The 19,429-nt window shown below is 41.6% G+C and carries 16 protein-coding genes; 5 read left to right on the top strand and 11 right to left on the bottom strand.

The genetic code is table 11. From position 1 onward, the window contains the following. The first annotated feature begins 86 nt into the window (after window positions 1-86). Window positions 87-299 (top strand): hypothetical protein, encoded by a 213-nt coding sequence (locus tag HWQ44_RS24890; RefSeq protein WP_292724346.1) that lies wholly within the window; start codon window positions 87-89, stop codon window positions 297-299. 17 nt (window positions 300-316) lie between these two features. Here the strand turns inward: HWQ44_RS24890 and HWQ44_RS24885 are convergent, their stop codons facing one another. Beyond that, window positions 317-1,936 (bottom strand): NAD(P)/FAD-dependent oxidoreductase, encoded by a 1,620-nt coding sequence (locus HWQ44_RS24885; protein ID WP_292724344.1) that lies wholly within the window; start codon window positions 1,934-1,936, stop codon window positions 317-319. Window positions 1,937-2,479: 543 nt separating this feature from the next. On the opposite strand from HWQ44_RS24885, the gene HWQ44_RS24880 reads away from it, so the two are divergent. After that, the gene (locus HWQ44_RS24880; protein WP_292724342.1) at window positions 2,480-2,719 is read left to right on the top strand and encodes a hypothetical protein; all 240 of its coding nucleotides are present in this window, start codon (window positions 2,480-2,482) and stop codon (window positions 2,717-2,719) included. Window positions 2,720-2,780: 61 nt separating this feature from the next. On the opposite strand, the gene HWQ44_RS24875 is transcribed toward HWQ44_RS24880, so the two are convergent. The 5 genes from HWQ44_RS24875 to HWQ44_RS24855 form a co-directional block, all read right to left on the bottom strand. Continuing rightward, on the bottom strand, window positions 2,781-3,806 hold the full coding sequence (locus HWQ44_RS24875; RefSeq protein ID WP_292724340.1) for an LD-carboxypeptidase: 1,026 nt from the start codon (window positions 3,804-3,806) through the stop codon (window positions 2,781-2,783). A 233-nt stretch (window positions 3,807-4,039) separates the two neighbouring features. Next, entirely contained in the window at window positions 4,040-6,508 is a 2,469-nt protein-coding gene (locus HWQ44_RS24870; protein WP_292724338.1) for a dynamin-like GTPase family protein, read from the bottom strand. A gap of 394 nt (window positions 6,509-6,902) precedes the next feature. Continuing rightward, complete coding sequence (locus HWQ44_RS24865) at window positions 6,903-7,886, bottom strand: polysaccharide deacetylase family protein (protein WP_292724336.1); 984 nt, start codon at window positions 7,884-7,886, stop codon at window positions 6,903-6,905. Window positions 7,887-8,396: 510 nt separating this feature from the next. Beyond that, entirely contained in the window at window positions 8,397-9,281 is an 885-nt protein-coding gene (locus HWQ44_RS24860) for an aspartoacylase (protein WP_292724334.1), read from the bottom strand. A gap of 52 nt (window positions 9,282-9,333) precedes the next feature. Beyond that, window positions 9,334-10,389, bottom strand: a complete 1,056-nt coding sequence (locus HWQ44_RS24855; protein ID WP_292724332.1) for a glutathione S-transferase family protein — start codon at window positions 10,387-10,389, stop codon at window positions 9,334-9,336. 768 nt (window positions 10,390-11,157) lie between these two features. Here HWQ44_RS24855 and HWQ44_RS24850 point away from each other — a divergent pair. Then, entirely contained in the window at window positions 11,158-11,595 is a 438-nt protein-coding gene (locus HWQ44_RS24850; RefSeq protein ID WP_292724331.1) for an NUDIX hydrolase, read from the top strand. 185 nt (window positions 11,596-11,780) lie between these two features. On the opposite strand, the gene HWQ44_RS24845 is transcribed toward HWQ44_RS24850, so the two are convergent. From HWQ44_RS24845 to HWQ44_RS24835, 3 genes are all read right to left on the bottom strand, one after another. Continuing rightward, complete coding sequence (locus tag HWQ44_RS24845) at window positions 11,781-12,572, bottom strand: GH25 family lysozyme (protein ID WP_292724330.1); 792 nt, start codon at window positions 12,570-12,572, stop codon at window positions 11,781-11,783. Between the two features lie 101 nt (window positions 12,573-12,673). Continuing rightward, window positions 12,674-13,315 (bottom strand): DUF4232 domain-containing protein, encoded by a 642-nt coding sequence (locus HWQ44_RS24840; RefSeq protein ID WP_292724328.1) that lies wholly within the window; start codon window positions 13,313-13,315, stop codon window positions 12,674-12,676. A gap of 281 nt (window positions 13,316-13,596) precedes the next feature. Then, window positions 13,597-14,529: an SDR family NAD(P)-dependent oxidoreductase gene (locus tag HWQ44_RS24835; protein WP_292724327.1), complete on the bottom strand. Its 933-nt coding sequence runs from the start codon at window positions 14,527-14,529 to the stop codon at window positions 13,597-13,599. Window positions 14,530-14,584: 55 nt separating this feature from the next. On the opposite strand from HWQ44_RS24835, the gene HWQ44_RS24830 reads away from it, so the two are divergent. Next, window positions 14,585-14,971, top strand: a complete 387-nt coding sequence (locus tag HWQ44_RS24830) for a MerR family transcriptional regulator (RefSeq protein ID WP_292724325.1) — start codon at window positions 14,585-14,587, stop codon at window positions 14,969-14,971. A gap of 313 nt (window positions 14,972-15,284) precedes the next feature. Here HWQ44_RS24830 and HWQ44_RS24825 read toward each other — a convergent pair whose 3' ends face one another. Together HWQ44_RS24825 and pip are read right to left on the bottom strand one after the other, a co-directional pair. Continuing rightward, window positions 15,285-16,100, bottom strand: coding sequence for a bifunctional 2-polyprenyl-6-hydroxyphenol methylase/3-demethylubiquinol 3-O-methyltransferase UbiG (locus HWQ44_RS24825; protein WP_292724323.1), 816 nt, complete (start codon window positions 16,098-16,100; stop codon window positions 15,285-15,287). A 49-nt stretch (window positions 16,101-16,149) separates the two neighbouring features. Next, window positions 16,150-17,088, bottom strand: a complete 939-nt coding sequence (gene pip / locus HWQ44_RS24820) for a prolyl aminopeptidase (RefSeq protein ID WP_292724321.1) — start codon at window positions 17,086-17,088, stop codon at window positions 16,150-16,152. 135 nt (window positions 17,089-17,223) lie between these two features. On the opposite strand from pip, the gene HWQ44_RS24815 reads away from it, so the two are divergent. Then, window positions 17,224-19,419 carry a GUN4 domain-containing protein gene (locus HWQ44_RS24815; protein WP_292724319.1) on the top strand — a complete coding sequence of 732 codons (2,196 nt, stop codon included), beginning with the start codon at window positions 17,224-17,226 and terminating at the stop codon, window positions 19,417-19,419. The last annotated feature ends 10 nt before the right edge of the window (window positions 19,420-19,429 follow it).

Below are 19,429 nucleotides of genomic sequence, written 5' to 3'. Positions count from 1 at the left end.
GCAGGGGAGCAGGGGGCAGGGGGCAGGGGGAAAGAGGGTTTCCTGGTTTTTGCACAGATGCGGGAATTATAACTAATTAGGCGGACATGATATCACCTACTGCTAATCCCAATCCTATGGGAATTTATCAGGATTTACCGCAACAAAAAAGAAAAACGACTGAGGAGTTTGTATTGGAGTCTGTCTCAATCAATCCCATATTCTTGCTCAATCAAACTCAACAGTTCCTCTACCGCAGTCAAATAAGAGCGCTTCAACTCTCCCAAGTATTTCAACATAGCATGAGCAGTTTACCGTAGGTATCGCATTCACTATTTCAGATTTGACGACTGCAATTCCTCAAAATACTTAAAGCCACCGCCTCCGCCACCTTAATCCCATCGATACCCGCCGAGAGAATCCCCCCTGCGTATCCCGCTCCTTCACCAGCCGGATAAAGACCGACTGTATTTAAACTCTGATAATCTTCTTTGCGTTTAATCCGAATCGGTGATGACGTGCGGGTTTCCACCCCAGTTAACACCGCATCGTCCATCGCAAATCCTTTAATTTGTTTGTCAAAAGCGGGAAGTGCTTCGCGGATGGCAGCGATCGCATAATCTGGTAAACTCTGGCTCAAATCGCCCAAATGTACCCCAGGTGTATAAGACGGCTTAACAGTGCCCAATGCTGTCGAGGGACGATGGTTGAGAAAGTCTCCCACCAACTGTCCTGGAGCTTCATAAGTTCCACCCCCTAATTCAAAAGCCCGTTCTTCCAAGCGCCGTTGAAAGTCAATTCCTGCTAAGGCATTGCCCGGATAATCTTCGGGTGTGATGCCCACAACGATCGCACTGTTGGCATTGCGCTCATTGCGAGAGTATTGGCTCATCCCATTGGTGACAAGTCGCCCTGGCTCTGATGCTGCGGCGACTACCAAACCCCCTGGACACATACAAAAACTATAGACGGAACGACCATTTTGGCAGTGGTGAACCAGTTTGTAATCGGCAGCACCTAAAAGCTTATGACCAGCCTGAGCGCCGAAACGACATTGGTCGATGAGAGACTGGGGATGTTCCACCCGAAAGCCGATAGAAAATGGTTTCGCCTCAATGTAAACCCCGCGTTCAAATAGCATTTGGAAGGTATCGCGGGCGCTATGACCCACTGCGAGAACTATATAATCGCTGGCGATATATTCGCCACTGGCGAGGGTAACTCCCCGCACTTGTCCATTTTCGATGTTAATATCTTCCACCCGACTTTGAAAGCGAATTTCGCCACCCAGAGATTCGATTTGGGCACGCATACTTTGGACGATTCCGACTAGTTTGAAGGTGCCGATATGCGGTTTGTTGATATATAAAATTTCTGGCGAGGCTCCCGCATTGACTAATTCGGTTAGTACTTTGCGTCCATAATGCTGAGGATCTTTGACTTGACTGTAGAGTTTGCCATCGGAGAATGTACCCGCCCCACCTTCGCCAAATTGGGCATTGGATTCTGGGTTAAAGTCTGATTTTTTCTTCCAAAAGCCAAAGGTATCAACAGTGCGATCGCGGACTTGTTTGCCACGTTCTAAAATGATTGGACAAAAGCCCATTTGCGCCAGCATCAAACCTGCAAACAAGCCACAAGGCCCAGTACCAATGATGATAGGGCGAATCGCTAAATTGCTCGGTGCTTGTGCCACTGGGCGATAACTCATGTCTGGCGTGGCAATCACATGGGGATCTTTTTTCAGGCGCTTGAGTAGATGAGTCTCTTGAGTTGTTTCTACATCCAGAATATAAACAAGGGCGATCTCTCCTTTTTTACGCGCATCGTAGCTACGCTTGAAGATGGAATAGCTGATCAATTCTTCGGGCGTGATTTGCAGCTTTTTGAGGATGGCTGTCTTGATCTCATCTTCAGGATGATCAAGCGGGAGCTTTACTTCTGTTAGTCGTAACATAGCGAGGAGAAATTCATACTATCTTTCAAAATATTAAACAAAATCACTCTGGCGCGTTAGCGTAGTTTGCCGTGGGCATCACTGATTTCCTTCGGGGAAACAAATGTGAGTTCGATAAATCTCTCCCTGTCTTCAACTAAAGTTCAAGTCCATCTCTCTCTAATTTGGCTACGGTGTATATAGCATTTCCCGACCTAGCGAAGTACACCCGTAGGGGCACGGCACTGCCCATTAGTGTCAACTTAAGGTTAAAACCCATTTGTCAACGATAGGTTTTGTTAGGAACGAAGTATAAAGGTGAACTTTTTTCTGACTTTTATACGCAAGCTGGGAGTGATGCTAATAAACAAAGCATTAATAGTCCATGAAAAAGTTCGTTTTTTGTCCCTTTCAAACCGAATTTTTAAGCCTAAATGCTTATTGACATAGGAAGTTTGAGCTTAACTTGACACCAATGGGCACTGCCGTGCCCCTACAACTCGCGATATAATTTTGTACCGCATCTGAATGGGAACCGCTATACACAAGTCCTAAAAATTTAGCTTGATTAGACTTTCCTTACTTTCATCTAAAGCATTGTCAGTCGATGCATTGGCGTTGTCAGTCGATGCATTGGCGTTGTCAGTCGATGCATTGGCGTTGTCAGTCGATACAATGGCATTGTTAGTCGATACATTGGCATTGTCAGTTGATGCATTGGCATTGTTAGTCGATACATTAGCATTGCAAGTCAAGAAATTTGTGTACACTATAGTTCCGATTCAGAGAGAGAAAGATGTTTGAAAAGTCGCAAAGTATACTATAAACCCTTTTATGATGGCTAATTAGACAGATAAGACATGCGTTAAACCAGACTGACAGCCGCCTCTAACATTCGTATTGTCCCAAGTTCAGCATCTATTTCCACTTCTACACCGATTGGCAAAGTAAATTTATCCTTAATATGACCAATCATTGAACCATACCAAGCAGGAATACCTAAAGGAAGTATGTGGTCTTGTAATACTTGCATTAAGGTAAACGATGGTTCATCCCCAAGACTACAATTAGTGCATTGCCCAAAGATCAAGCCAGCAATTTGATTAAGTATGCCAGCGGTTTTTAACTGTGTCAGCATCCTATCTACACGGTAAACATCCTCGCCAATTTCTTCCACAAACAGGATGCTTTTGTTCCAAGAAGGTAGATAAGGTGAACCTACCATCGCTGATAGCACTGATAAGTTTCCACCCACAAGTTTACCCCTCGCCTTTCCCGGTGCTATTATCTCCAGCCGCACTTCGCTAGGGTTGAGGTTTTGCATAGTCACAGCTTCACCATTAAATAGGATGCGCTTGAAGTAAACCACTGTAAACTGATTCCAAGTAGACGTGGCAACTGGCCCATGAAAAGTAATCAATTGACTACGGGCATTAATTGCTAACAACAGGGTAGTAATATCGCTGTACCCCATGATAATTTTTGGATGGGAGCGGATCAGCGAGTAGTTGAGTAGGGGTAAAATGCGATTACAGCCCCAACCACCACGCATGGCAATAATTGCTTTTATGGAGTGATCGCTAAACATCAAGTTTAGATCATCAGCGCGATCGGCATCTTTACCCGCTAAATAGCCATAACGATCTAAAATATGCTTGCCCAGCTTGACTTTTAACCCTAACTGTGAAATTGACTTCTGCGCTGTTTCGATGTCTTTGGTGTCAACGATCCCCGCAGGAGAAATCAATCCGACAGTATCGCCTACTTGCAGGCGGGGCGGCTTGCGGATGGTGTTTGGAAATGGCTTACCTTGGGCGGTAAGTACTGGTATCTGGGTGGCTAAGGTAGCTAGTCCACAGGTTGTGAGAAATTCCCGACGCTTGATAAGCATAACCATTGAGTTAGGGACTGGGGATAGTGACGAATTTTAATAGGTTATAGCAATGCCTAAATCATTTATAAAAAGTTAGATCCCCGACTTCTAAAAGAAGTCGGGGATCTGGACATCGTGAATAGCTAAAAAAATCCCAAATTATCTATGTTTACCTGCTGAATTTTCACGTTGTATGGAAAAGTCCACGAAAAACCTAATCCCATCGGTAAGGGTGAAAATTCATAATATTACTAAACCTCTGCTACCTTATCTGAAATCACAAATCCATTACTAGCAGATTTGCCATCATTATTGAATGAACCAGGCGTAGCATATATAAAATCTGCATTCCCAATTACAGGCAAAAGATGATCGGATAATTGCATCGCCTGTAAACAACTATTAATATTAGAAGCGGCTGAATTATATGCTGAAATATTTTCTTCAACAACATTCAACAATCGGTGATTATTCGCAATTTTTTCTTCAGCTTCTTGTTCCAATGTTCTCTCTAAATAAGCACGTGCCTGTGGGTACTGCTGCAAAATTTCATCGGCTTGCTGATTTGCCATTGGTATCAACTGAGTTTTCAGTGTTTGGTTGATGGTTTGACGGAAAGATTTACGAATAGTTTGGGAAACTTTGGGTTCAAAATCTAACTTCAATAACTGCCTAATTGCTGGCTCTGCTTCTATAATACTTTCAGCGTCATAACCTTGAGAAGTTTGTAATAGAGTTTGGCGAAATTGATATATAGAAAAAGTACCTTCATCGTAAAATCTAGGACTTTCTCGCACAAAGCGATCGCACTCTACACTAGCTGCACTCACTAATGCTTGAGTAACTCCTTTTTCTACAGTTCTGATTTCTTGTTCAATACCACCATCATGATCTAATAAACGATACAATTGGCGATAATATTCTGACTTGCGAATCTTTTCAATCAACCGTTGGAAATAATTTGCAATTACTTGCTGAGAAGATTCAACTAAAATATCTTCTAATTGATTTGCTAAGTAATAAAATGCCTCTACTAAAATAGCAATTAAAGGTGCGGTAGCGTTGCGAGGATGGCTGATGGTTGCACGTCGGTAAGCATAAGCTACAGAAAAAGTATCTAGCAATTCATCTAGACGACGAATCATTCGTGATTGCAATTGCTTAAAATCTGCTTCAAAAGCATCACAATAATTATTAATTATATGATTAACTTCTTCTGTGATATGCTCACTAAATTCTCTTCCAATTTGCTGGAGTTGCTGATTTAGATGTTGCAACTCTTGCGCCTTCATCGTCTCAATTTCTTGGGGTTGACTATCTAAATTGCGTTGTACACTCTGATAATGTTTCTTCAGCTTGATACAAACATCTTCCAAATCATCAGCAAGATTTTTAAATAATTGTGGGCGCTTTTCCTGCGTAAGATAGCGAGTAATAGCTGTACGAAACTCCTCAGTTCCACTATCTTTAATTAGTTGTTCTATAAGTTCATTTCCCCAATCTCCCAAAATCCGCACATAATTTTGATTTGGGGTTTCATGGCCGTTAACAGAGACACGGAATTTAGTGGCAGATAGCTTTCCTGAATTTACACAGTAATTGTTAAAGGCATAGACAAATTGTGGTGTTTCTTCTTTGCCATCTAAACCTTTAATACTTTCTGCAAAAACAGAATCTAAACCAAATCTATTTAGTTGGCTTGTCTGTTTAATTTGACTGCCATAAAATCCTAATAATCCACTAGTTTTATAAACCTTGTTTGTATTGTGAAACTGCCCACTAATTAAATCGTCTAATCGTTGCCGTAATTGAGTATTATACCAAGTTTCATCAATCCGGTTGAAGACATAGAAAACGCGATCGCGGACTCCCGCGTTCTCCCGCATTAATTCCAAAAGTTCTGTTTCTTCTTTTGTCATCTCACCCGCCGAAGCAGGTTTTAGCACACACACCACCGCCGAAGTATCGGGATGTTGAATTTTGGCATAAGTTAGTTGGGCATCTTTCTCTACTGGCGCATCAATACCTGGCGTATCGATAATTACATTACCATCTTGTAGCAAAGGATGATTACAGTAATATTCTATCCGCTTCAATACGGCACTATTACTACCACGGCGGGCATATCCAGCCGCTTCCTTGAGATTGGAAAAGTTAAATTGCTCCATTGAATATGTAGCATTAGTCACCGTGTTGATGCGATCGCGGTTTGCTATATATCCCTCTAGCAATAACATTAACGCCTTCGCCTGTTTTGCACGTTCTGATTTACTCTCACCACCCTCTTGCTGAATAATCGCTTCAGAATCTTGACGTAGCAAATTAATTACATCAGCTTGATTGATATTAGTTACTGTCTTAAATCCTAGTTGCTGACACAAAGAAACTGCTTGTTCCCGAATCTCAGCTTCACTTAAAAACGTTAAAACAACACGTTCGTTATCTACTTCTGCATACTCAATTTTGCATTCTGTACCTGTAGCGTGTCCCTCTGCACTGTACAATAATTCCCTCTCCAATAATGCATTGATTAGCATTGATTTTCCGGCACTAAATGCACCTGCAAACACAATCTCAAACTTGGGAGAAATCGCCTTACTTAAGGAAGTTTGTACAGGTGTAATATCTTGGGAACGTAGTGTTGGCTCTTGTTGTAAAAGCTGTAATATAGATTCAACCTGCTCTTTCAAATTTTTGCATTGAAACGGTATATCTGACATATTCAGCACCCTGACAATATTTATGTATATATTAGTAATCTTTATTGTCTTAGTGGTTCAGTAAAATTCCTGAGAATTCGTCTGTGATTTAGTTGCTGAATATTACTGAACTCACAAAAATCTGAACAAAAAGAATCCCAACTTATTCAAGAAGTCGGGGTTCTGAGCCTCTCAATCGGATTCATCTATTACATGAATCGCATCTAAAAAAATAACCTCTGGGGAAGGGATATCACCAGGGGTTTTTAATAAAGACATTGGAATAGTGAACTATTATAAAAATAAATTTATCTTTTTGGCAACACTATTACCTTCTTTTCGACAACAGGTGAAAGTTAATTTTCCCTGTAATCAAGAATACAAACTGGACTGATAAATCGCATAGATGATATTTTTACCTCTTTTGAGGCACTAATACAGGTAGTTGACGGGCACCGGCTACGAATTTGGCGTGTTGTCCAACAGTCAAAACATTGAACTGACTGGATATAAGTTCCAAACTTTTGTTCACTATTGCTAGCTTTTTGTAGGTGGGGACGCTCATTCCAGGGAAAAATGATAGTTCTGGCACATCCTCTTGACTTACAAAGTCTGTAGGATGGAGTAGCAAAGAAGGCTGGACGCGTGTAAGTTTACACAGCCAAAGGGCAATTCGCAGGTAAAGTAACGCTACTTCCGAAGAAAATGTACTGAGAAACATTATGTAACTGAAGTGAATTGGCACCTTGAAAATTGGCATGGTGGTAACAGGAATCTCTGTTAGTTTATCCTTACCCAGATGCCATTGGTAAGGTTTTAGAGGCTGCAAACCCTCTTTAAAACCACCAAACAAGGCTTCCCGTTTCTTACGTTCTTCCTTACTCAATTTACAGGTTATTAAATAATAAGCTCGTGCTATTGGCCCCAAAAATGTGGGAAAAGTCGAAGCATCATATTCGTATCCCCGGCGTGCGAGGACTTTCAATACTGCTGGAGAAAAACTGTATCCTGGCCCCCGGAAGCCAATCGGATGTTGATGAGTAACGCGCTTGATATGTTCTTCGGCGAGTGCCACCTCTTGTTCAATCTCATTCTCTGAATATAGATGTAGCCAAGGATCATGATAAAATGAGTGATTGCCAATTTCGTGACCAGCGTTAGCGATCGCTTGTATTGCCTTGGTATTCTTTTCCAGCGCTGCATCCTGACCCACAATAAATACTGTGATTGTCAAATCCCATTGCTGAAGAATATCTAAGAAACGAGGGACTGCGATATCCAAGTAAGAAGGGAAAGTCTCCCAACCCGGAGCGCCCTGATTTTTTAGATAAGACCAAATATTATCCAAGTCTAAAGAAAGACTGGCTATTGGTCTGTTTTCTTGTCGCTTGGTTTTCATTATGAGTTCAAGTATTTGGACAATTTTAAGCGTAAATTATAATGTTAGGTTTGGGCTTGATCGCTCAAGGTTCGTAGTTCGACTCAGGCAGGTTTTAGGGGAAAACTCAAGCCAGAAGGTTTGCGGATCTTCTTTTTCAAAATAAAGAGTGACTTTAAAAGCAGCATTGAGCAAGCGTAGCCCTTCATAGACATCGCCCAAATTAGTCTCCCATATTTATAAACAAATTCTGCTTCTCTAAAAATATTCTCGATGAATTTAGATAATGGGTTTTTAGCGCTCCTTTGATCTCGACTTTATCGGCATTTGAACAACTTTTTACCCTGATACTTAATTCTTGGTCATCAATATATCATAACCAAAACGCATTTAAATGTGTATAGGTAAGTCTTAGCGATTCGCACCAACTACAGAAATATAAATTAGGATTCAGCATATTTTATAGATGATGATCATCAATTTCTCTCATCATCTACCATAAAAAGGGATCATATAAAAAAATTTCCAATCCTATATATTGATTTCTTGCCTCTGAGTCAAACACATGGCAATTCCCTTTTCGTAGTAAGCTGCCTCATTAATAAAAATCGGCCAAACGGTAGATGCACCTTTATAAATAATTGTTTTATTATCTAAGGCTATAAAAATTGGATCTCCTGGATTTAAGGCTTGATAATCCTTGTTTTGAAGCTCTGGATGAATCATGCCAAAGATTGTTCCATCCGGTTTTTTTGGATAGTCCACAACTGATAAGTGGTGGTAGACAATCAACGTTTTGTTAGTTGATGGAATTTTACCCTGGTTAAACTGTTCCAGATAGTCGAGAACCGCGTGAACAAGTTCCTCTGTTTGTTGGAACAGCGTTGCTTGTAAGACACCTTGAGCAATAGGGCCAACTTCGATCGCAAAGCCTAATTCGCACAGAGAATTTACAAATGGGTTTTCTTCACTTGATTTAAAAGAGCAGCAATAAACCCTAACTAAAGGATTAATCTGGCTCAGATAAGCAGCTAATTTCAAGTTTAAGGGATGACTGTTTACCAAAATAATTGTCAGACCCATATTAGCTGTACTGCTATGCAAGTCTAAGATAAAATCTGCTTGTTTATAGCCCTTTGATGCTAGGGTACTCTGGATTGATTTAGCTTGCAATTCTTCGTAACTGTTGAGAGTTGGATCTTGTAAGTCTTGCTTGAGAAAACAGCGATTTAAATCCTTCTCTACATATCGTCTCCCTGCTGCAAAAGCATTAGGATTTGCTAACAGGGTGACTGTCTCAAAACTTGGTCTAGTAACTAAATCGGGAAACTGGGCAAATTTTCGGATCAGGTAGGCTCCTGTAAACTCATTGCCATGAGTTCCACCGACAATTGCAACTCGATTAATCTGGTTCACGATTACACCAACTCTAGAATGCAGTCATCGAGGTATTATTTCTCAATGTACCTTATGAAGCATTCACTTTGCCGATGCGATCGCGATCGTGTGGTTGATTGAGATATGACATTTCCGGACCATCGGGAATAATCCCGCCCGGATTGAGTGGAAACAGGTTACCGTAATAATCCCGCTTCACACTCTCTATGTCGCAAGTATCAGCAACACCTGGAAGCTGATATAAATCACGTAAGTAAGCTCCTAAGTTCTGATAGTCTCGAATTCGCCGCCGATTGCATTTAAATAAGCCGTAGTAGGCACTATCAAAACGAAATAAGGTCGTGAATAAACGAATATCTGCTAGTGTAAGACGATCGCCGCACAGATATCGATTAGTCTGCAATGCCATGTCAATCTCATCAAGAGTTACAAACAGTTCATTACAGGCTTGATTGTATGCTTCTTGAGTTTGGGCAAAACCGCAACGATACACGCCATTATTTACGGCATGATAAATTTTTTCATTCCACCAGTCAATCTTTTCTTTGAGTTCTCCTGGATAAAGATCCAGAGTGGGATTGTTGGCGAACTCGTTTAACTGAGAGTTGAGAATGACGATAATCTCTGCACTCTCATTGTTGACGATGGTTTTTGTTTGGTTGTCCCATAGGACTGGAACTGTAGAGCGTCCACTGTAGCCGGGTTCTGCCAGTTGATACAATTGGGCTAGTGTGCGACAACCTTGTTCTTCTTCGTTGAATATCCAACCGCCTTCAATGGGAGAAGGAGAGACAATACATACTGATATTACCGCTTCGAGTTTTTTGAGCGATCGCACAACCAAGGTTCGGTGCGCCCAAGGACAGCCCAGCCCAACATAGAGTTTGTAGCGCCCAACTGCTGGTGGGTGTGGATTCCCTGACTCTGTGCCGATGAACTTCCGAAACTGGCTATTAGGACGAATATATGCTCCTGACTGATTGGTAGGAGCAAGCTTGGACATCATTATTTGCCACATAGTCGTCCAGACAAATTTTCCCAGCCAGATAATCAGCTTTGGAGGGAGTGTCCTGCCCTTCTTCTTTGGGAGATTTTTATCGTCATCGATTGGAGTTGAGTTGGTCATGGCGACAATCTTGCTTTGGGAGCGATCGACCTTACCACTGTATGTACTGTTAAATTTATCGTGGCTAGGTTTTCCTACTTATATACACCTTGAGATTTATTACTTTACTCTACTACGCTTTGCTTGAACTATTGGATACTATAAGACAATTCATCAATCCCTATAGTAGATCATAGGCGCTTACCAACCGATCATCCTATTTATCCTAACGTGAATTTGACGCCTCAGTTGTCCGTCTAATTAGCCCAATTAAAAGACTTGTAATATCAAGTCCAGTTAATTACTTATGATTGCCGCATCCATGCAAAAGTCAGGAAAACCTCTTTCTCCCTGCTCCCTGCCCCCTGCACCCCTGCGGTCTAAATGATAAGTCTTTACCCGAACATGATATCAGAGGTTTGTTTTACTCAAATTATCTTAAATTGCATTTGTCAATCAACCATCAGGAATACAAATTTTACAGCAGTTAATTTTATATTTGTAAGATTACAAACCTAGTAATTATCATACCCTGCGAGTTTACAGATGTTCTCGTAGAGTACCCTTGACTTAACACTACGCATCTCATTGCAACACACGGTAGAGGCGCACAGATGTGCGCCCCCACTTTAACAATCAAAAACTTTGAATAATTAACTCTTAAGGTTAAAAACTATTTTTTTAACCTTTTCATAACCTAACGTTAACTAAAATTTATCCGGTATCAGCTCTCGACTTTCTGAAATAAACATTGTACAAAAAAGCTAGGCCCTACAGGATGCAAATTACATGAGTCGAAAAGTCAGCAAAGTGTTTAAACAGTCTGGGGTGATTCCTTATAGAGTGAACAATGGCAAAATTGAAATCTTGCTAATCACAACCCGTAACTTTCAACACTGGGTGATTCCGAAAGGAGATATTCCTAATGGCATGAGTCCGCCCGCTTCAGCAGCTAAAGAGGCGTGGGAAGAAGCAGGGGTGATTGGGCAAGTAGACGTTAATGAACTGGGCACTTACAAGTACCGTAAACGAGGCAAAATTTACCAAGTCAAGATGTATTTGTTACCAGTGGAGATGCTGAGTGAAGATTATCCAGAAGCAAGTAAAAGAAAACGACAGTGGGTAGAAGTGAATAAAGCTATCAGGCGGGTTAAGTTTAATTCACTCAAACGAATTCTTAAAGGTTTTTTCTATGTCAAATCTCACTTATGTGCATTTCGATGTTAGTCAGATATAGCAATACACATTTATTGCAAAGCCCTCGGAGCAAAGTGAGGGCTTTTTAGAAGTGGCTATCCTTAAAACAACTGCGATCGCTAATTAAAAAAAGTAAACTTAGAAGTGAAGGATCACCCAAATTTAGATTCCTTTGATGGTGAATATAGGTCTATTTATTGAGTGTACAATTCATTCTAAATCCACAATAAAGCTACCCAAGTTTTTATGCCAACAATTCCATCAGCTTGCAATTTTTTAGATGTTTGAAAACTAACAATTGCATTCTTAACTGACTCAGAAAAATGCCCATCGATAGCATCAGTATATAATCCAATATCTTTTAATTGCTGTTGTAATTGTTTTACTCTTAACCCAGAATCTCCTAGCTGCAATCCATTGAATCTATTCAAATCGGCTCGACCACTAACACCAGTTACACCCGATATATCACCTTCATATTGATGGATTAAGTATTGTCCCTGCCAAGCACCGGGAATAGTTGGGTTCCTAGTTCCGTAGTGGGCAATCCATAACGGATAACTAGCAAAATCAGATGGATTACCAAGTTCCGTCCAGAAACTGGGGAAGGTATAAATAATTGGTTTAATAGGTTTTTTTGTTTGTTGCAAAAGAGCTTGTTCCACCTCTGCCAACCACTGCTTTGCTGCATTAATTACTGCTTGGCTATTTACTTTGTCAGTTACCTCTATATCTATGACTGGTGGCAAGTCTCCCGGTTCTAATTTACCCAAAGTTTTTAAGAATTCCTTCGCTTGCTGAACCGGGTCAGATGTATGGGGGTGAAAGAAATGATAAGCACCCCGAATAATCCCAACAGCTTTCATGGTTTGCCAGTGATGAGCAAAGGCAGAATCTTTGATGCTTACTCCTTCTGTGGCTTTGACAAACGCAAAAGTTTTACCAGAGTTTTTTACTGCCGTCCAATCTACTCTGCCATCTTGATCGGCAACATCAATTCCTTCCATAAAATTTTTTAACCTTTTTGATTAGTACAATCCTGAACTTATCAGAGGCTTTGATTAAATTTATGCTTTTTCTGGGTCTTGGAGTAAATTACAGAAATTTACTAAGGTTGAGTGTTAACGGCTCGGACTGGAGTCACTCTAACTTTGCCTGTACAAGGCTTGATTTGTTCTGTAAGGGTAAAGTGCTCGTAAGCATTTGGAGGTGTGATTTGAATTTTACTAGACATTGGGCAGTTTTGATCTGGGGAACTAATGTGGTTATATGCTATCTGAAATGAGGCTTGTTTTCCAGGAGCTAGAGTTACTTGTTGTCGAGGTTGCTGACTCGAAAAGTAAGTATCCTTGGAGCGAATAACTTTAATTCCTTGCAAAGGTTGATCTTTTGCATCCAGTAGTGCCAATCCTGGATAACCGTAGAGGTTACAAAGAGATGAGGCGTTATTGGTGAAGGCGTAGGTAAGTGCAACATTCCCAACGCCAGCATCTTCGGAGACTCGACGCACTGACAATTGACTAGTTTCACAGCGCGGCGGATTCGTGGCAATAGTGGCTTCAGGGGTAGAATGCTCTATAGATTTTGCAGTTGGTGTAGGTGTTGAACTCAACACAGCTTCTTTCGTCGGTTGCTCAGTGCTTGCTGGCAAGGCTTGCGGCTGTTTTATAACAGAGGAAGAACCGACACAGCCAGTTGTCATTGCAGTTAGGAGCAACAACAGGCTGCCTTCCACAATTAGAATTCGCATATCATCTTTTTTTGTAGTGAACTACTTACACTGATGCTTTACATACAGTGTAAGTTTCCAAATTCACAAGGGTTAGCGTTGCTGTGTATATACCATCTTTAGTGTAGGTGTGAGTAGAGTTAAACACAAAGACAAACTAGAGCCGCCTTATCATCATCTAAATCTACAATTAAAAATCAGCTTGGTAAATCTATAAACAATCCAACGATGCGATGGGTATTTCAATGTTTTAAATCTATACATTCTCTCTTTTTTCGTTGATGTACCTTTTGTGTATCTTGTCAATGCGTAAGTCCTACACTCGTTTCCCACAGTTCGACTGCTTTGTGCTCATCGTAGGATTCATCAGACGATCGAATTTCCTTCAGTCCATCAAAATATCGACCTGTCACCTGATCTAGTGCGGGATCGAGAATGAGCCGAGCCAGCGCACTGCCCATCACTTGAGAGTCTCTTGATTGCCCTAGAGTCGATGCTGACAGAGTTGCTCTGAGCGCGGAGCGTTCTGATTCGCTATAGTCTCGACTCAACTTTGTATCGAGCATCAAGCCCGGATTAAACGCATTCACTGTCATCTTCGACTGCTGCTTTTGCAAACGGCGCGAAAGCTCATAAGTACAGAGCAGGTTGCAGAGTTTGGAAGTGGTATAGCGCACCCGCCCAACCGTTCTAATGTCCATCTGATTATCATCACCCGTCGGAAATGCTAGGGCGTTTGCATCCTGGTAGTTTGGGTGAGGCATTCCAGTATTTGTTTCTGGATTGTGGGTATCACTACTGACAAATACAATGCGGGAGCGATCGCTTAATTGTGGCAGCAGCAAATTGACAAGTAGAAAGTGTCCTAAATGGTTTACGCCAAAGGTCATCTCGAATCCATTTTCTGTGTAGCGTGTGCCTGAAACGATTTGAACTCCTGCATTACACACGATCGCATGTAAAGGGGCATGTTCTCTGGTCTGGAAATCTTGCACGAACTGACGCACAGATGCTAGAGATGCCAAATCAAGGGTCATCCCTTCAATAAAAGAATAGTTCGTTTCAGCAGTCAATTGTTGAACCGCTTCTTCAACTCTGGGCAGATTTCGACTGGCGATGATAATGTGCCAGTCTTGTTTAGATTGTGCGAGCGCTTGGGCGCAATAGTATCCCAGACCACTATTACCCCCTGTAATGATCACCGTTTTACTAGCTTTAATTGGAGTTTGCATCATGTTCAGCCTGTAAATTGAAAACCTATGTCAAACTTAAAGGATGGAGCATACTCCAATGTCAAGCAGAAATCTTCAATCTCCTCAGCGATCTATGTTGATTAGCGAACTCTCTCAGAAAGTAGGACTCTCGAAAGACACGATCCGTTTTTACGAGAAGGCTGGACTTTTAGACTCAAGCAGCAAGCGTTCAGAGAATAACTATCGGAATTACAGTGATGAAGCAGTCTCACGTTTAGAGTTCGTTCAGCATGGAAAAGCCCTTGGATTTACGCTCAGTGAAATAAGGAAAGCGCTTGATGAGTGGGACACCTCTTCAACTGAAGATAAACTGCGGAGCATTCGCAATAAGATTGTAGAAATGGATGAAAAGATTGGGCAGTTTCAAGCGTTTAAATCTCATCTCGTCGAGAAGCTCAAACGGATGGAAAGCACAGGCGCGTAGCTTTAACGATATTGTCAACTTAACTGTTTAGTCTTCCCAGTTTTATCTCTGTAATATCGATTTTAAATCTCTGTATACTGATTAACAAAGTGCAACTGCTCTCACACTCAAACCCCATCATCACAATCGGGCAATGAGGATGAGAGAGAATAATGGTTGCTTCAGAGTTATAATGTAACTCTCTAATTCTTAAAAATGAGTTTAACGACCAAATTGAGTGGCGATCGACTAACCGTAACGCTAGATGGAAAGACTTTGCACGTCCGCTCCAATGACTTGTTCTGCTGCGTCATTACGTAACGAATTCAACAGCTTATCCATCTTTTTGGGCAACGTGAACAGCAGAAAGAAACGAGAGGTGTACACTGTCTCCAAAGTTCCTCAGCTTTTCCCGCAATCCTGCAAATAGCAACTCCTTGGCCTTTGGCTCCAGTCTCCCAGTAGTACTTAATAGCTTAAGGTAGTTATCGATGCTGTACGTAACCTCACACGCGATTTGCTCAGTCACCAACTCCTTAAAATAACCAGAGTTTAGAATGTCTTGTTCAAACCCTCTTAAAATTTGGGCTTGAGTTTCCGCACCTTCATACCGAACAAGTGAGGGAGCATAGGCTTGATACACTTCCTCGATCGCTTGGTAAACTTGGTATTTTGGTTCAGGGGTCAGATTCCATAGCAGGATGAGAAACCCGTTGTCACGTAATGCCGTAGCTGCCTTGGCATACCGAATCTCTGACGGTATCCAGTGAAAGGCATTAGCAGATAGAACGGCATTGAACTGTTTTGCTTCCAGTTCCCACTCCTCAAATGAGGTGTTGTGGATTGCAACGTTTGGATAGGTTGCACAGTTGCCTTGTGCCAAATGACAAAAATCCTGGTTTGGCTCAATACACGTCATTGAAAAACCAAATTGAGCAAAAGCTACTGTCGCATTTCCTGGGCCACAACCGACCTCAAGAATCGATGCATCTGAGGCAAGTTGGGCTAAAATGACAGACCGTTCGATCAGTTGCTTTGGATATTTTGCTCTGGCGTTGTAATAAATATCAGCAACAGGAGAATACCAATTCCTTCGCTGTTCTAAATCTATAGAAGCTCTGGCATTTATTTCTTGTTTAGAGTCTTGCATAAGCTAGTTTTATCAGCTTTTGAGTCCAACTTCATTTTATTCAACCGAATTAAATATTATCTGTTGCTTCAATCAAAGCACTACAAATGCCTGGTTCACTCATCGAATGCCCTGCATCAGGAACCACAATAAATTCTGCTTCTGGCCAAGCTCGATGTAATTCCCAAGCTGATATCATTGGGCAGACTACATCATAGCGTCCCTGAACAATTACAGCCGGAATATGGCGGATGCAATCTACATTTAAGAGTAATTGATCTTCTGTTTCAAGAAATCCCTTATTCATAAAGTAATGGCATTCAATCCGAGCGAAAGCGGAAGCAAATTCACTCTCACCAAACTTTTGCATGAGTTCTGGGTCTAAGAACAGTCTACTAGTACTACCTTCCCAAATTGACCAAGCACGCGCTGCTGTTAATTGAATTTCTAAATCTGGATTGGTCAAGCGTTTGTAATATGCTGCGATCAGATTGTCACGTTCATCTACAGGAATTGGTTTGAGATATTCTTCCCAAGCATCAGGAAAAATATAGCTAGCACCCTCTTGGTAGAACCAGTGCAACTCTTTTTGCCTCAGCATGAAGATCCCACGCAGAATTAATCCCGTGCATCGAGAGGGATGGGTTTGACTGTAGGCTAATGATAAAGTGCTACCCCAACTACCACCGAAGACCGCCCACTTTTCTATACCTAAATGTTGGCGCAGTTTTTCGATATCACTGACTAAATCCCAAGTGGTGTTTTCTCGTAATTCAGCATGAGGAGTACTTTGACCACAACCGCGCTGGTCAAACATCACTAATCGCCATTTTTCTGGGTGGAAATATTGCCGATAAAAAGCTGGACATCCACCACCAGGGCCCCCATGCAGCAAAACGATGGGTTGACCTTGTGGATTCCCTGACTCTTCAAAATGAATGGTATGAAGGTCGGAAACCTGTAAGCTACCTTCTAAGTAAGGCTCGATCGCTGGGTAAAGTTCTCGCATTTTCGATATTTTATCAGTAATGTTGTCATGGCGATCGCTTGTCTTGGTGAAACAACTTCAGTCTCTTCACGTCGGTACAATCAGATACTATTGATATAAAAGCTGCGGACTATTCCTGTCAAGGAATTCTAACAGATGTGTCCAGTCGGTGTTCGTACTAGTCATTCAACTCATGCCTTAGAAACCGGCTTGGCAAAGCTTTGGCTCATATTGGTGGGAGTCAACCAATATCAGGATGAGCAAATACCCTGTTTGCATTACTCAGCATTGGATTGCCAAGGTTTAGGAGAAGCATTAAATGCCGCGACTCAGGGATTCCCGCAAAAGGATGTGAAGATTTACAACGATTTTGCTCACCAGCAGCCCCTATTAGAAAATGTCCGTACCAGTCTCAAAGAAGTAGCAGATGCTACTAAATCTATTGACACCGTTTTGTTTTATTTTTCTGGACATGGGATGCTAGAGCCATCGAATCAGCAGGTGGTATTGTGTCTCAAAGATACTCAAAAAGACAACTTAATAGAAACTGGTTTGAAGTTGCAAGAATTATTGCAATTATTGGAGAGTTGTGCAGCCCAGCAGCAACTGGTATGGCTGGATGCTTGTCATAGCGGTAGCATGACGTTATTGGGGGCTAGGGGAGAAACACTAATAGATTCGCAACTCAACCCCACACAAGAATTAGTGGAAGTTTTACGACAACGCACCGCGAAGAGAAAAGGATTTTATGCTTTACTATCTTGCGATCAAGGGCAACAATCTTGGGAATTTCCGCAATTAAAACATGGAGTATTCACTTATTATTTAATTCGGGGACTGCGGGGAGAAGCGGCTGACTCCCAAGGCATTATCGAAGCAGATGGACTTTATCGCTACGTTTATCATCAAACCCTCGCATATATAGATAAAGCTAATCAGCAATTGCGAGTGATTAATCAGTTAAAAAAAGGTCGCGGCGAAAACCAAATTCATCCAGAATATCCATCTCAAACGCCGAAGCGAATTGTGGAGGGAATCGGAGAAGTGATTTTAGGACTCAAACCAGAAAAAACAGTGTCCACACGACATCCCCGACAGGCATTAGTTATAGAGGGACTACCCAAGAGCAAGAGTGCTTTGGCTTTGAGTAAAATACTCAATACATCTGGTGGCTTTGAAGTAAATTATTGGACTATTAGCGAAAAAACCCCTTCTTCAGATGTCCATAAAGCAATTCAAAAGTGTTTGTTATCTGAATCTTTTTCTGAGTCACCCACTAGCAACAATTCTATAGAAGAAACCGCAACTGTATTTTTATACTTGCGAGGGCAGATTCAAGAAACTGAACAAGGAGAAGCAGTATTAGTACTTTCTAATAATGTTGTACTTAATCGTTCCTGGTTGAGAAAACAGCTGCGCCGATGTCGATCGCAACAAATTATCATCCTGGATTGCCCTATCGGAACGCACATATATACATCTCTACGCGATTGGGTGGAAGAATTGCAATTGGGACTCGACTCGGAACAATGTTTAATTGCTGCTGCTGCGCCACCTTCGGAGGGTGAAAGATTTGCTTCTTCTTTGATAGACACCCTCAATGTTGCTATTCAAGCATCTGGACTCACCGCAGCAGCTTGGATTACACAATTACAAGTAGAATTATCACGCACCGATATCGAATTATATTTCTGGTTATTCGGTTCTCAAGGTGTGATTGAAGTCTTACCAGGAAAAACTTTGTTTACGAGCGATCGCTCTGAACAAAAAACTGAAGATTTAGATGATTTGAGTTCAACGTTGGGGATAGATTACACTCAACTGCGTGATTTACTCAAAGCTGGGAGATGGTTAGAGGCGGATGAGGAAACTACAACTCTCATCTTGAAGATAGCTGGTAGAGAAGAAAAACGCTATCTTGATTTAGAAAGTGTCGAAAACTTTCCCTGCATCGACTTATGGACTATCGATACTCTCTGGGTTAAGTATAGTCATGGACGTTTCGGTTTCAGCGTCCAGAAGCGGATTTGGGAGAGGATTCGAGAGACTTCTGCTAGCGATCCTGTACTAGCTTTGATAATTGGTAATAGTAATGTTGCTGCTTCCCAAACTTGTATTGATTTTGGCAATCGCACTGGGTGGCGTTTAAAAGATTCCTGGATTGATTATAGTAACTTCATTGTGGAAGAAGATGCTCCCAATGGGCAACTACCATACTTTGGTTTTTTTGAGCAAGTTTGGCGCTTAAAGGTCTTAGGTGTTTGGGAATGGCATAGTGCGATCGCCACAGCTTCTTGGTGGCGATTATGTGTTGCTTTGTTCTCTCGCATCGAGACTTGTCAAATCAAATAAGCCTGATACC

Origin of the sequence: Nostoc sp. JL34 (assembly GCF_017114945.1) — a bacterium.
Classification (GTDB): domain Bacteria; phylum Cyanobacteriota; class Cyanobacteriia; order Cyanobacteriales; family Nostocaceae; genus Nostoc.
This window is presented reverse-complemented; position numbering and strand designations above follow the sequence as displayed.

What these genes read in the sequence shown, in the direction of transcription:
- HWQ44_RS24890 (WP_292724346.1), top strand. Translation starts at nt 87, where the DNA reads ATGATATCACCTACTGCTAATCCCAATCCTATGGGAATTTATCAGGAT.
- HWQ44_RS24885 (WP_292724344.1), bottom strand. Translation starts at nt 1,936, where the DNA reads ATGTTACGACTAACAGAAGTAAAGCTCCCGCTTGATCATCCTGAAGAT.
- HWQ44_RS24875 (WP_292724340.1), bottom strand. Translation starts at nt 3,806, where the DNA reads ATGCTTATCAAGCGTCGGGAATTTCTCACAACCTGTGGACTAGCTACC.
- HWQ44_RS24870 (WP_292724338.1), bottom strand. Translation starts at nt 6,508, where the DNA reads ATGTCAGATATACCGTTTCAATGCAAAAATTTGAAAGAGCAGGTTGAA.
- HWQ44_RS24865 (WP_292724336.1), bottom strand. Translation starts at nt 7,886, where the DNA reads ATGAAAACCAAGCGACAAGAAAACAGACCAATAGCCAGTCTTTCTTTA.
- HWQ44_RS24855 (WP_292724332.1), bottom strand. Translation starts at nt 10,389, where the DNA reads ATGACCAACTCAACTCCAATCGATGACGATAAAAATCTCCCAAAGAAG.
- HWQ44_RS24850 (WP_292724331.1), top strand. Translation starts at nt 11,158, where the DNA reads ATGAGTCGAAAAGTCAGCAAAGTGTTTAAACAGTCTGGGGTGATTCCT.
- HWQ44_RS24845 (WP_292724330.1), bottom strand. Translation starts at nt 12,572, where the DNA reads ATGGAAGGAATTGATGTTGCCGATCAAGATGGCAGAGTAGATTGGACG.
- HWQ44_RS24840 (WP_292724328.1), bottom strand. Translation starts at nt 13,315, where the DNA reads ATGCGAATTCTAATTGTGGAAGGCAGCCTGTTGTTGCTCCTAACTGCA.
- HWQ44_RS24835 (WP_292724327.1), bottom strand. Translation starts at nt 14,529, where the DNA reads ATGATGCAAACTCCAATTAAAGCTAGTAAAACGGTGATCATTACAGGG.
- HWQ44_RS24830 (WP_292724325.1), top strand. Translation starts at nt 14,585, where the DNA reads ATGTCAAGCAGAAATCTTCAATCTCCTCAGCGATCTATGTTGATTAGC.
- HWQ44_RS24825 (WP_292724323.1), bottom strand. Translation starts at nt 16,100, where the DNA reads ATGCAAGACTCTAAACAAGAAATAAATGCCAGAGCTTCTATAGATTTA.
- pip (WP_292724321.1), bottom strand. Translation starts at nt 17,088, where the DNA reads ATGCGAGAACTTTACCCAGCGATCGAGCCTTACTTAGAAGGTAGCTTA.
- HWQ44_RS24815 (WP_292724319.1), top strand. Translation starts at nt 17,224, where the DNA reads ATGTGTCCAGTCGGTGTTCGTACTAGTCATTCAACTCATGCCTTAGAA.